Raw genomic sequence first — 13,731 nt, 5'->3', positions numbered from 1 at the left:
TCATGACAATCAGTATCAAAATTCAACCAAATACCTACATTGATTCGGTATCACTAATGGCTTTATCAACGAAAGCAAATCAATTAGCTGGTGTCGATCAAGCGATTATCGCGATGGCTACAGAAATGAATAAAGAAGTGATGAAAAATGTTGGTCTATTTACAGATGAAATTGCGCAAGCGCAAACCAGTGATTTAATTATCGCTTTGGATGCTAAAGAGGAACAAGATTCCGCTGAATTACTCAAAAAAATCGAAACATTGATGACTGAGAAAAAAGAAAAGAGTACCAGTCAAACGACTGAAAGCTACACGACAATCGAAATGGCGAAAAAATCTATACCTGAATCAAATTTGGCTGTGATTTCTGTTAATGGTCAGTATGCTGCCCGTGAAGCAAGAAAAGCGCTAAACAATGATTTACATGTGATGATGTTTAGTGACAACGTTAGCATAGAAGAAGAAATAAACCTGAAAGATTTAGCGCATGAAAAGGGCTTGTTGATGATGGGACCAGACTGTGGAACAGCGATTATTAACAATGTTGGGTTATGTTTTGCAAACAATGTTCGAAAAGGCAGCATTGGGATTATTGGCGCTTCTGGCACAGGTAGTCAAGAAATCAGCGTTCGCATCCATGAATTTGGTGAAGGGATTTCTCAACTGATTGGGACAGGTGGTAGGGATCTAAGTGAAGCTGTTGGTGGCAAAATGATGTTAGATGCAATTGATGCATTAGAAGCAGACGAAGATACGAAAGTAATCGTATTGATTTCTAAACCACCAGCAAAAGTAGTAGAAGAAAAAATTCTTGCTAGAGTTAGAAAAACGCATAAACCTGTAGTTATTTGGTTTATTGGCAGTGAAGCACGAGAAAATGAAGAAGGTATTTTCTTTGAAAAAATGTCGAAAACAGCAGCCTTGAAAGCGGTAACTTTAGCTGGGATAGACCAAAATAGTTTGGATGTTCATCCGTTGAACCTTCCTTTGATCGATGAAGTTCGGGAAAAATTAAATCCAGAGCAAAAGTATATTCGTGGTTTATTTACTGGGGGAACACTTTGTGATGAAGCGATGTTCACTGCAAAAGAACGCTTTTCAGATGTTTATAGCAATATTGCAACAGATGAAAAACACCTTTTACATTTTGGGGATACCAGCCGAGCGCATACATTTATCGATTTCGGTGCAGATGAGTTTACCAATGGCAAACCGCATCCAATGATCGATCCGTCCAATCGAATCGCTCGTTTTATAGAAGAAGCAGCAGATCCTTCTGTAGGAGTGATTCTCATGGATTTTGTATTAGGTTATGGTGCTCATCCAGATCCGGTTGGTGTAATGGTGCCAGCTATGAAAGCTGCAAAAGAACAAGCTGCTTCACAAGGTCATCATCTAGAAATTATTGGTTACGTTTTAGGTACTGATTTAGATAAACAAAATATTAATGAACAAGTCGAAAAATTGACCTCTATCGGTGCAACGTATGCTAGTAGTAGTCAAAATGCTGGATTATTAGCAAGAGAATTTGTTGTGAAAGGAGCAGAACAATGAGCAAAATCACTGAATTGTTTAAAGAAGAACCGATAATTATCACTCTTGGAATCGAAACGTTCCAAGAGGAATTGATCGAGCAGCAAGTACAAGCGACCTATTTAAACTGGGCTCCTCCAGGTCGAGGAAAAGCAGCTATTCTAGCAGCACTAGAGAAAATTGAAACACCAGAAAATTTAGAAAAAATCAATAAAGCCAATGAAGAAGCAGTTCATCGAATCATTTCTTCTCAAATTTCATTGATCGGCTATGATCAAGCAATCAATGTTGTCCCAGGTATGACTAAAAACACAATTTTGCATGCTGGACCACCGATTACTTGGGAAAAAATGAATGGCCCGATGAAAGGTGCAGTCAAAGGAGCGCTAGTTTTTGAAGGGTTAGCAAAAGATTTAGATGATGCTGAACATGTGGCAGCTTCTGGTGAAATCATATTTTCTCCGTGTCATGAACATCAAAGTGTAGGTTCAATGGCAGGGGTAACTTCTGCATCCATGTATGTGCATATCGTGGAAAATAAAACATATGGCAACTTGGCTTTTACAAATTTAAGCGAACAGATGTCAAAAATTTTACGGATGGGCGCCAATGATGACAGTGTTATCGAACGGTTGATTTGGATGAGGGATGTTTTTGGTCCGATTTTAAGAGATGCGATGAAATTATGTACAGAAGGAATCGATTTGAAACATATGTTAGCTCAAGCATTGCATATGGGAGATGAATGTCATAATCGCAACAATGCTGGAACGACCCTACTGATCCAAGCGTTAACGCCGTATATTATCCAAACAGATCATTCAATCGAAAAAATGAAAGAAGTTTTTGATTTTGTTGCCAGCAGTGATTATTTTTCAGGCCCGACTTGGATGGCAATGTGTAAAGCAGCACTGGATTCAGCGGTAGGTATTCCTTATAGCACAGTTGTAACAACGATGGCTAGAAATGGAACTGAATTTGGCATTCATATCAGTGGTGTAGAAGGAAACCCTTGGTTTGTTGGACCTTCTCAAAAAGTTATAGGACCAATGTTTGCAGGATACAAACCAGAAGACTCTGGACTTGATATTGGGGATAGTGCAATCACAGAAACTTATGGAATCGGTGGCTTTGCGATGGCCGCAGCGCCTGCAATCGTAGCTTTAGTAGGTGGAACGATCGAAGATGCCTTACGTTTTTCTATGGAAATGCAAGGAATCACGACTGCAGAGAATCCGAATATCACGATCCCTACATTAGACTTTATGGGTATTCCGTCTGGGATCGACAGTTTAAAAGTTATCCAAACGAATACATTACCGATCATCAATACGGCAATCGCTCATAAAGAAGCGGGGATTGGTATGATCGGAGCTGGAATCACTCATCCGCCGATGGAGGCTTTCGAAAAAGCAATCATTGCCTTTAGTGAACAACTATAAAAAGAAAGGAGCATGATCATGGATATAGTAAAAGCAAAGCAATCTCTGCTAAAAGCAGTAGAGCTAGGGCAAAAGGAACAAGTTTTACAATTATTAAATGAAGGTTGTGATGTCTCGTTAACGGATGAAGCTGGACGATCTCCGTTGATGCTCGCGGTTCAACGTAACAATTTAATGCTAGTTAAAGAACTATTGGCATTTGGTGCAGATGCGAACCAGCGTGATAATACACAACTTACTCCGTTCATTTGTGCTGCGGCTAATGGGTTTGATGAAATAGTTAGTGAGATACTTCAATCTGGGCGAGCGGATTTAGCGTCAGTCAATCGCTTTGGTGGAACAGCGTTGCTTCCATCTAGTGAAAAAGGCTATTTAAGAACGGTTCAATTGTGTTTGGCTGCAGGGGTGCCAGTCAATCATGTTAATCGCTTAGGTTGGTCAGCGTTGTTAGAAGCGGTAATTTTAGGTGATGGAGGGTTCTTATATCAAGATGTGATTCGTGAATTAGTTCAACATCAAGCAGATGTGACTCAAGTAGATGATACTGGTAAAAACGCTCTTGATTATGCTGACAAAATAGAAAACAACCCATTGATTGCTATCTTAGAGAAGCAGGAAGTCGAAGAATTGATTTTTCATGAAGTACGAACTTACCTAAGAAAAGGTGAATTAACGCGCGCGTTAAAAGTGTTAGAAGCACAAGAACAAACTGATTTAGAAGTTCTTTATTACCTTGGTTATATCTATCAATGTCTAAAAGACTACCCAACGGCGATTGTGTATTATGAAAAAGGTTGGCAAGAAGACGAGCAATTTGCTTTCTATATTGCAAACAGCTATCGTATGATGGGGCAAATGAGCAACGCAGTGCAAATATATGATCAAGCAATCAAAACAGACCAAAGCTTCTTTTATCGCTATCATAAATCTAATTTTTTAAGAGAATTAGGCCGTCATGAAGAAGCTGTCAAAATGATGGATGACTTGTTGAAAGACTATCCTGAACGAGTTGATTTCTATTTTCATAAAGCAAATAGTCTTCGTAGTCTGAAGCGACATCAAGAAGCTATCGAAGCGATGGAACGGGCAATCGAACTCAATCCAGCAAATCCATTATTTTCAGAACACCTTGCACAATCACTTCAGTTAGTAAAAAACTAAAGAAATGTATTGGAGGAAAATACAATGGAATCAGTAGAAAAACAAGCCATTGCGGACTCACCGACGTATTCCGCAGAATTACTGCCAAAAACGGGTACAGATAAAAATTGGGGCATTTTCAACTATGTAACTTTATGGATGGGAGCGGTCCACAATATTCTTTCTTATATGACTGTAGCGGGATTTTTCTTACTAGGTTTAAATACGAAACAAGTTTTATCTGCTGTAATGTTGTCTGCTGTGATCGTTTCAATTTTCTATGTCTTAAATGGTGTGGCGTCTGCTAAATATGGGTTGCCGTTTCCGATGTTGCTACGTTCAGTATTTGGAGTGAAAGGAGCGATTATTCCATCGTTATGTCGCGGCTTAATTGCAGGTGTCGTTTTCTTTGGGACTCAAAGTGTGGTAAGTGCGCAGTCTTTAGATGTTTTGTTTAGCCGAATTTTTCCTAATTATATGGATATCGGCAGTGGAATGAGGATTCTTGGAATGCCTGCACCAACAATGCTTAGTTATTTGATTGTTTGGTGTGTGACGGTTGCTTTATTCTTAGGTGGAACAAAAGTCTTGGATAAATTTGGTAACTGGTCTTCTCCAATTGTGTATGTCTTTATTATTGGAGCGGCAGTTTGGACAATTCAAATCGCTGGTGGTTTTGGTCCAATCTTAGCCTATTCACCTGCAAATGCGACAACCAGTCCGATTGTTTTTATTGCCTGTGTCAGTGCATTAGTTTCAAACTGGGCAGGCCCAATCGTGAATATTGGTGACTTTACTCAAAAAGCGAAAACACCGAAAGCCATGATCATTGGCTTACCGCTAGGCTTTATTCTTTCTTATATTTTGTTTGCGGTTACATGTGTTGGCTTGATTGCAGGAACTCAAATTGCCTTTGGAGAACCGATTTTCAATATTGTCAATGCGTTTGATAAAATCGATAACACATTTGCTGTGTTTGTATTGATCCTAGCTTTGAATATGGGAGCACTAGCCTTTGTTGTTTTTGGTAATTTATTCCCAGCGGGGCTGCAAATGTCATCATTATTTCCTAGATTCTTAGATGTGAAAAAAGCGGGAGTCTTAACAGCTATTATTGGTACGATGATTTTACCATGGAAATTAGTAGAAAATGCTTCAACATTGTTTTATTTCTATAGTTTTATCGGTTCAATGTTTGGACCAATCGCAGGCATTATGTTAGCTAGTTTTTATATTGAACATAAGCAAGTGATCAATTTAGAGGATATTTATGTTGAAGACGGTGATCTTGGCGCATTTAAATCAGGCTATAACCAAAAAGCGATGATAACCCTAGCGACTAGTTTTGTGATCACAATGTCAGGTGCATTCTTACAATCAGTTTCACTGCTGAAAACAATCAATGACTTTGCTTTCTTTTCAGGATTGATCTTTTCGTTTGTTGTATATAGTGTTTTAAGTAAAGTGATGAAGGGGGAAAAATCATGAATTATATGAAAATGGCAGCAGATGCAACTGTTGCTGGGATGGAAAAGAAATTTGGCGGTCCATTTGGGGCAACCTTGGTTAGAAATGGAGAAGTGATTGTTTCAGTCAGTAATACGATGATGAGAGACACTGATCCATCAGCTCATGCAGAAATGGTTGCAGTGCGTGAGGCCTGTAAAAAGCTAGATACGATGGACTTATCCGATTGTGAAATTTATGCAACTTGTGAACCTTGTCCGATGTGTGTTGGAGCCATTTTATGGGCTGGAATCAAAACAGTTTATTATTCAAATACGAGAGAAGACGCTGCAAAACATGGCTTTTCGGATATGCACTTACGAAACTATCTAGATGGAACGGATCAGTCACCACTTGCGATGATCCATACAGGAGGATGTCCAGAGTGTGATTCTTTATGGCAAACTTTTGATGAAATCAATTCAAAAGATGTGGAGAAAGTAGGCGGGAAATGAAACGTGTAGTTGTAGCATTAGGTGGAAATGCGATTTTAGAAAGCGATCCAACAGCAGTAGCGCAACAAAAAATCGTACAAGATACAGCCGAATCGCTTGCAGATTTATTGACCGATGAAATGGAATTGGTGATTGTTCATGGAAATGGTCCTCAGGTCGGGAACATAATGTTGCAACAAGCTAAAGCTGATTCAGAAGAAAATCCAGCAATGCCCCTAGATACGTGTGTGGCTATGACAGAAGGCAGTATTGGTTATTGGTTGGTCAATGCGTTAACCAATGCGTTTGAAAAAAGAAAAATAGAGCGAAATGTTGTAGCTATCATGACCCAAGTTGAAGTGTCATTGAACGATGAAGGCTTTGCTCATCCGAGCAAACCAATAGGACCGTTTTTAACAGAAACTGAGGCACAAAATTTAATGAAGAACTCTGATGCTTTATACACGGAAGATGCAGGGAGAGGTTTTCGTAAAGTTGTTCCATCACCCAAACCAATGACAATCAAAGAGAGCCAAACCATTCAAACACTTTTAGAAAATGGTGTGGTGACAGTTGCAGGCGGTGGTGGAGGTATCCCAGTTACTTATTTAGGAAACGAATTAAGAGGAATTGAAGCTGTTATTGATAAAGATCTTGCGGCAGAAAAAATGGCGGAGTTGATCGATGCGGATACTTTGATTATTTTAACTGGTGTAGAAAATGTCTTTGTTAATTACAATCAGCCAAATCAAAAAGCTTTAGAAACCGTCAGGGTTTCTGAAATCGAACAATATATCAAGGAAGGACAATTCGCTCCAGGTAGCATGTTGCCGAAAATTGAGGCAGCAGTTCAGTTTGTCAAGATCAAGCCAATGAATAGAGCTGTGATTACATCTTTAGAAAGTCTAAAGGAAACTATGGGAAAAGTTAAGGGGACAATAATCACACAGGATAATCCAATGGGTATCTAACATATGGTTACAAGTGAAAACAAATTGAGGAATTAAAAGAGGTTTGTTAGAAACATTTATTTGGATTCTAGGTGACTGGGATGTGACTCGTAGAGTTATGTCCTAGTCACCTTTTATAATTAACACGGCTGAAAAGCTATGTTTTAAACTAATTTATAAGTTGTATGTATAATCTATGTAAAAAAAATATAAAAATAAGTTAAAATTAAATATTTTTGTGATATAATATATTTATATCTTTTAGACAAGGAGTTTTTATATGAAGAGGAAAATAATGAATTTTTTAGTTTTATTACTTTTGTTGGTGCAAGTAATAGATATTGTTGGTATGTTTAGACAGGTTGTAGTTGCTTATGCACAAGACGAATCAATTCAAACAATGGCAAGTGAAGAAGAAGATAATAAAATAAGTGAATCCAACGAGCTAGAAGAGTCAAGTTCTGTAATCTCAGAAGAAGAACGTACTGTTGATAGAACAATCATAGCTATAGACGAGGAAAAAATTGAAAGTGAAGAGCGAGCAACAGCTGTTGTAGAAGAAGAGAAATCTGAAGTTAAGAATTATGGACTTATAACCGATTTTTATCCAGAGCTATTTAATGACGATGGAACGCCTAAATTGGATTATTTGACTGGAGAAGAAGTCATTCTTTACTCGAAATTCGGAATTTCTGGCGGTTATTTTCCATCAAAGCAAGTTAAAATTAGAATTGTGTTAGCTAAAAAATATTTTGAATATTTTGGTGAAGTTTCTGATGCGGTAACTTTTCCCGTAAGCAGGGAGCTTTCAGAAGATGATGAAAATATTTATTTGGATATTACGTTAGATAATATTCATACAGGGATGGATTTAGCAATTCCTTTTAGAGTGAAATTTCGTTCCAGAGAGTTACATTATGGAACGAAAGTGCCAATCAATCAGATTCTTTATGATGAAAAAGGGACGAAGTTAGCGGAAGATTCACTTGAGTTAGAGGCCATTACTTTAAATAGAACGATTAGTTTTAGCTATTCACCCATACCTTTTCCAATATCACACGAGTATGTTGATAATACAGGTTTGATAAGCTCGGAATTTATCGATGAGATAGATTTTTCTGTGTATGAAAGAGGAAGCTTGGGTCAAGATCCAGGTGAATCACAAGTTGAAATTGCTTTACAGGAGAACATGATTTTTAAAACAGAAGACAATGATCCTGAATGGATCTATAATGCTGAAAAACATTCAATCAGCAGGAAATTAGCTGCAAAGGGTAGTGTATATACATCATTTAAAGTGAGGTATCAAAATGTTTATGTGAATACGGCGGATTATCCTGTTAAGTTTACCGCTACAGTCAATGTGTTGAATGAAAATGAACAAATTGAGGCAAGACTCTCTGAGGAAAGTTCGATCAAACAAAAAAAGTTTAGTGTTGTCGGTGTTGGTGCCACAAGCTGGAAGTTGATGAATTGGGCAGATAATAATCATAGATATTATACAGATGAAAATAAAGATAAGGAATTTGTCACAACAATCAAAGCTGGTCATAATGGAAAAAAAGGCAGTATATTTTTGAAAAAAATAGAAGACAAACCTACTCTAATCAATGAGGTTAATCCCTTTGTCTTGACGTCTATTTGGTTAAACAAATCAGCAGGAATCACTGAGACTGAGCAGAATATCGTTTATGGAATAACGGCAGCAGGTGAGAAAGTTAAGATAACAGAAAATTTAGGAAGTGAAGCATTTATTTTAGCAGAAGGAAAGGCATTTACTTCCTTTTACATTGAGTTTGATACAGCAGTGGAACTTAAAGAATCATCCGATGCTGTAGAGTTGATGTGCACAGCAAAAAGAAGTCCAGAGTATTGGCAATACTTAAAGGAGAATCTGGAAAGTAGTCATTATGCGTACAACGCAGCTATTGTTTACTACAGTGATTCAAAAGGCACAGAAGCTACAACTACTGATTATGGTAACGTTGTAACGATAAAACCGACAAATAAACTAAGGCTTGCTTATATGCAACCTAAGACTAATGTTTTTATTGGTGAAAAGTTTCAAGTCGAGTTTTGGAGTGCTGTAGATGATATAACAGATCCTAAGCTGGTCGATCCTAAATTATACTTTATCTTGCCAAGAGGATTAGAGCTAGCCAATTTTGATTATGATGGTGATGATGCACTCTGCACTGAAGAAAGAAACTTTCAGAATACTGGTAAAAATGCATTGATTATCCAGCCAAAAGAAGAATGGGGATTAGCTGATTTTAATAATATGTTTAGTTTGAACTCTTTAAAGTTGTCCTTTAAATTTAATAACTCAGCTAAGTATGGAACTCAAGATATCGAATCATTTTTAACGTATAAGAATAATGGTGATGATGGAATCAAAATGGCGCAATATGGGAACAAGGAGTACTATAAAGTGACTGAGTCTGATCCTTATCAATTACTTAGCGCAGATATGGATAAACAAGAACTGCTAAGTCATTCCAATCCAATTAGATTAGTACCGCCAAGTAGCTTATTCATTGATACAGCGGCGTCAATCAACGAGGAACAAGGTTTTATTAATGGTAGGACAGAACCCGTCGATCAAGGTAGCCATTTTCAACAAAAGATATCTGTTATGAACTATAGCCATCAAGAGATTACTCAATTGGTCGGGATCAATGTATTACCACATGTTGGAGATTTAAGCGCGACAATAGGTACAGATGGCGAACATTATCCAAGGGGGTCTGATTTAGGGTATCTTTTAGAAGGGCCGGTGACGGGTCCAAAAGAGTACACAGTTTATTATTCTTATGATAAACCCTCCAAATTAATGTCAGAAAATGCCGAGTCTGCTACGTGGCTTCTGGGAGAAACAATTAATTACAATCAGGTCACGATGATAAAAGTTGTCTTAAATGACGGAGAAGTCTTGGAAAAAAATCAGGAAGCTGCTTTTACATTCCCTACCAAGGTACCGATTGATGAATCAATCGCTAATAACGATAAAATGGTCAATACATTTACTGTAACAACAAATAATAAAAACTGGGTAGAATCACGAGCGTCAGAAATCCCAGTAACAGCCTATAAAGTTACAGGTTCTGTCTTTAATGACCGTAATAAAAATAGTCAAAAAGATTCAAATGAGCAATTTTTAGTAGGCTATGAAGTGGAGTTAACGCAGAGTGAGTTGGTAGAACCTGTGTTAACGACCTTGACAGATAGTAATGGGGAATATAAATTTACAACAATTCCATCTAGAGGAGATTATCAGATTCGCATAAAAACCAAAGAAGGCGATGTTATTTCTGAATATCAGCAAAGCACAGAAGAGGTGATAGCGACGGATGTATCAGCTGAAGCCGTATCGAATGACGGTTGTGCGGTAGTCACTTTAGCACCTGATACTGTTTCTCATCGTATCAATATGGGCGTCTATTCAGAAAAGACCTTAGGTTCAATTGAATTAACCAAAATTGACAGCATAACAAAACAAGCTCTAGCTGGTGCTGAATTTCGGATAGAGCAAGAAGACGGCAGTATAATCGAGACTAAGTTGATAACTGATACACAAGGGAAAATACTGTTGGAGAACCTCCCGTTAGGTAAATATCAATTTGTAGAGGCGAAGGCTCCGATAGGCTATAAATTGGATAGCACTCCTGTCAATTTTGAATTAACAGGTAAAGCAATCGTAAAAGTTACCAAAGAAAATACCCCACTGCTTATTCAACCTATCGTGCTAGGTTCAATTGAACTGACAAAAGTAGACGCTAGTACAAAACAAGTCTTAGAAAATGCGATTTTCCAACTTGAGAAGGCAGATGGAACGTTAGTTTATAAGGATTTGAAAACAAATGCAGAAGGAAAGCTAGTAGTAGAAAACTTACCATTAGGTAGCTACCAAATCATAGAAACAGTAGCGCCGTCAGGTTATTTACTAGACCAGACACCAGTAAAGTTTGAGCTGGTGGATGGGACAAGAGTAACAGTCTCAAAAGAAAACCAAGCTATTGCTGATCTATCGACGTTAGGAACGGTTGAATTAACAAAAATAGATCGTACAACAAAAGAAACGTTATCAGGTGCTGAATTCCGCTTAGAAAAGTCTGACGGAACTATCCTAAAAGAAAAACTAATAACCGATTCAAATGGAAAAATAATGACAAGTTTACCTATAGGAAAATATCGCTTCGTAGAAACAGCTGCACCTGCGGATTATGAAATGGATACAGCACCAGTGACATTTGAAATCACAGTATCTCTTGAAATGGTTCAAGTCACAAAAGAAAATACTAAAAAAACGAAACTAATGACAGCTCCTCAAAGCATGAATAAAAAAGAATCTGGAAACAATTACCCAAAAAGAACATTGCCTGCAACTGGTAGCGATGAAATCATGACGTTATTTAATTTAGGTTACATGATGATACTCCTATTCATATTGCTGTTGTTTTCAAAACGAGTCTATAGAGAGGAGAACAAGAATCATCTGAAGTACTGATTAGTCATTCAGAAATAACGGATCGTAAAAAGAGGTTGCTTCTGCGCCCACCGTTTATTCGGATTCCTTGATGCTAGGATGTAACTCATAGAGTTATGTCCTAGCATCTTTTTGTGACCAAAATCAACTTTCTGCCGTTTCTCAACAAAAAATGGACTCAAACAGTAGGTATTCTCTAGAATATCCGCTTGTAATCTGCTACAATGGTTGAGAAGAATTTTTTTAAGAAGTATCTCTAATAGAGAAGCAAAGCAATCTAGACATAGAGGCACGACACTAACGTTTCGATCAGATCGAACCTTAAAGAAAGAGGAGAAAACAACATGATAGCAGTAAGTGATCTTAAAGCAGGCATGACTTTTGAACAAGACGGTAAATTAATCCGCGTAATGGATGCTAGTCACCACAAGCCTGGTAAAGGAAATACGGTTATGCGTATGAAATTAAAAGATGTTCGTACAGGAACAACAACAGATACTACAATGCGTCCAGATGATAAAGTGAAAAAAGCGTTTATCGAAAATAAACCTGTACAATATCTATATAGCCAAGATGATACAGCTAATTTCATGGATTTAGAAACGTATGAGCAATACGAAATCCCTACTTCTGTAATCGAAGAAGAATTAAAATATCTTTTAGAAAATATGGAAGTAAAAATCCAATTTTACGGATCAGAAGTAATTGGAATTACGTTACCAACGACAGTTATCTTAAAAGTAAAAGAAACACAACCATCGATCAAAGGCGCAACTGTTTCAGGTTCTGGGAAACCAGCAATCATGGAAACTGGCTTAGTAGTCAACGTTCCTGATTTTATTGAAGCAGATGAATCATTAGAAATCAATACACAAGAAGGTACGTATTTAAAACGTGCATCAAAATAATTGAATTGATAAAGCTGACAGGTCGTAATTGATTTGTCAGTTTTTTAGTATGCTCAAAGTATAATAATCTTTTCGCAACGACTAAAACTAGTTGCCGTGGTACAATGAGTTATATGTTTTTTTAGTAGAAAGGGAGAGAAATATGGGGTTTTTATTAACACTGTGTCTAGTTTTACTATTCACCAAACTTGCTGGACACTTTTGTAATCGAGTTGGAATTCCTTCTGTGATTGGAGAACTACTAGTTGGAATCTTAATTGGACCTGCTATATTGGGTTGGATTAAGCCAGATGATTTTATGCATTATTTTTCTGAAATTGGTGTTATTATTTTAATGTTTATTGCGGGCTTGGAAAGTGATTTAGAGTTATTAAAAAAATATTGGCGGCCGGCTCTATCGGTGGCACTTTTAGGCATTGTTTTTCCTGCAGCCATGGGTTTTGGCGTAGGTGAAGCTTTTCAGTTTTCCGTACAGAATTCAATTTTTTTAGGAGTCCTCTTTAGTGCGACATCTGTAAGTATTTCTGTACAAGTGTTAAAAGATCTAAAGAAGATAGATAGTGAAGAGGGCGCAACGATCCTTGGTGCGGCAGTTGTGGATGACATCGTTGTGGTGTTGATTTTAGGAATTATGTTGAGCTTGATGAATCGCTCTACACCAGGTGAAAGTTTGCCAATGTGGGAAGTTTTACTCTTGAAAGTCTTTTTCTTTATCGTGATCTTTGCAGCCAGTAAGTGGCTAGTGCCTTGGCTATTGAATATGAGTAAAAAGCTGATTGCAATCGAAGCTGTTTCTGCTATTTCTTTAGTGATTTGCTTAGGCTTTGCTTATTTTGCAGAAATGTTGGATATGGGAGCAATTATTGGGGCATTTTTCGCAGGAGTCGCCATTGCGCAAACAGATTATCGTAAGAGAGTAGATGAGAAATTAGAAACGATCGGCTATGCAGTGTTTATCCCGATGTTTTTTGTTTCTATTGGTTTAAATATGACGTTTGCTGGTATGTCGAAACATTTTCTTTTCATCCTTGTCTTAACTGTAGTAGCAGTATTGTCGAAATTATTGGGTGGTGCTATAGGTGCGCGTGTTACCGGGTTTAAAGGTGTTTCTACGTTGATCATTGGCTCAGGAATGGTTTCTAGAGGTGAAATGGCATTGATCATTGCTCAAGTGGGATTGACCTCAAGTTTTCTTTCAGAAGAATATTATTCCTCTGTGATCATTGTGATTATTGCTACGACGATCATTGCGCCGCTATTATTAAAAGCAACGATCATGAAGCAGGAAAAACAACTTAATTATTAGAATAAAAAAACAGTTTCCACCAAAGTT

At 37.5% G+C, this 13,731-nt stretch carries 9 protein-coding genes; all 9 read left to right on the top strand.

Annotation, left to right across the window (positions count from 1 at the left end):
• The first annotated feature begins 2 nt into the window (after positions 1-2).
• Positions 3-1,553: an acyl-CoA synthetase FdrA gene (fdrA, locus tag AC4BB5_RS15900; protein ID WP_490457042.1), complete on the top strand. Its 1,551-nt coding sequence runs from the start codon at positions 3-5 to the stop codon at positions 1,551-1,553.
• Positions 1,550-2,974, top strand: coding sequence for a YlbE family protein (locus AC4BB5_RS15895; RefSeq protein WP_490457041.1), 1,425 nt, complete (start codon positions 1,550-1,552; stop codon positions 2,972-2,974). The genes fdrA and AC4BB5_RS15895 overlap by 4 nt, the downstream gene beginning before the upstream one ends.
• An 18-nt stretch (positions 2,975-2,992) precedes the next feature.
• Positions 2,993-4,135, top strand: a complete 1,143-nt coding sequence (locus AC4BB5_RS15890; protein WP_490457040.1) for an ankyrin repeat domain-containing protein — start codon at positions 2,993-2,995, stop codon at positions 4,133-4,135.
• Between the two features lie 24 nt (positions 4,136-4,159).
• On the top strand, positions 4,160-5,602 hold the full coding sequence (locus AC4BB5_RS15885) for a cytosine permease (RefSeq protein ID WP_490457039.1): 1,443 nt from the start codon (positions 4,160-4,162) through the stop codon (positions 5,600-5,602).
• Positions 5,599-6,075: a nucleoside deaminase gene (locus AC4BB5_RS15880; RefSeq protein ID WP_490457038.1), complete on the top strand. Its 477-nt coding sequence runs from the start codon at positions 5,599-5,601 to the stop codon at positions 6,073-6,075. Before AC4BB5_RS15885 ends, AC4BB5_RS15880 begins: the two co-directional genes overlap by 4 nt.
• A complete protein-coding gene (gene arcC / locus AC4BB5_RS15875) occupies positions 6,072-7,025 on the top strand; it encodes a carbamate kinase (protein WP_490457037.1) in 954 nt (317 codons plus the stop codon). The genes AC4BB5_RS15880 and arcC overlap by 4 nt, the downstream gene beginning before the upstream one ends.
• Before the next feature lie 274 nt (positions 7,026-7,299).
• Entirely contained in the window at positions 7,300-11,511 is a 4,212-nt protein-coding gene (locus AC4BB5_RS15870) for an MSCRAMM family protein (RefSeq protein ID WP_490457036.1), read from the top strand.
• Positions 11,512-11,834: 323 nt separating this feature from the next.
• Positions 11,835-12,398, top strand: coding sequence for an elongation factor P (efp, locus tag AC4BB5_RS15865; RefSeq protein ID WP_490457035.1), 564 nt, complete (start codon positions 11,835-11,837; stop codon positions 12,396-12,398).
• 142 nt (positions 12,399-12,540) lie between these two features.
• Positions 12,541-13,704, top strand: a complete 1,164-nt coding sequence (locus tag AC4BB5_RS15860; protein ID WP_490457034.1) for a cation:proton antiporter — start codon at positions 12,541-12,543, stop codon at positions 13,702-13,704.
• The last annotated feature ends 27 nt before the right edge of the window (positions 13,705-13,731 follow it).

Source organism: Enterococcus sp. AMC1252 (assembly GCF_058216515.1).
The sequence above is the reverse complement of the archived record's forward strand: the minus strand, read 5'-3'. Positions and strand labels throughout refer to the sequence as shown.

Bases quoted from the DNA above. Each gene is read 5' to 3' on its own strand.
- fdrA (WP_490457042.1), top strand. From the start codon at position 3: ATGACAATCAGTATCAAAATTCAACCAAATACCTACATTGATTCGGTA.
- AC4BB5_RS15895 (WP_490457041.1), top strand. From the start codon at position 1,550: ATGAGCAAAATCACTGAATTGTTTAAAGAAGAACCGATAATTATCACT.
- AC4BB5_RS15890 (WP_490457040.1), top strand. From the start codon at position 2,993: ATGGATATAGTAAAAGCAAAGCAATCTCTGCTAAAAGCAGTAGAGCTA.
- AC4BB5_RS15885 (WP_490457039.1), top strand. From the start codon at position 4,160: ATGGAATCAGTAGAAAAACAAGCCATTGCGGACTCACCGACGTATTCC.
- AC4BB5_RS15880 (WP_490457038.1), top strand. From the start codon at position 5,599: ATGAATTATATGAAAATGGCAGCAGATGCAACTGTTGCTGGGATGGAA.
- arcC (WP_490457037.1), top strand. From the start codon at position 6,072: ATGAAACGTGTAGTTGTAGCATTAGGTGGAAATGCGATTTTAGAAAGC.
- AC4BB5_RS15870 (WP_490457036.1), top strand. From the start codon at position 7,300: ATGAATTTTTTAGTTTTATTACTTTTGTTGGTGCAAGTAATAGATATT.
- efp (WP_490457035.1), top strand. From the start codon at position 11,835: ATGATAGCAGTAAGTGATCTTAAAGCAGGCATGACTTTTGAACAAGAC.
- AC4BB5_RS15860 (WP_490457034.1), top strand. From the start codon at position 12,541: ATGGGGTTTTTATTAACACTGTGTCTAGTTTTACTATTCACCAAACTT.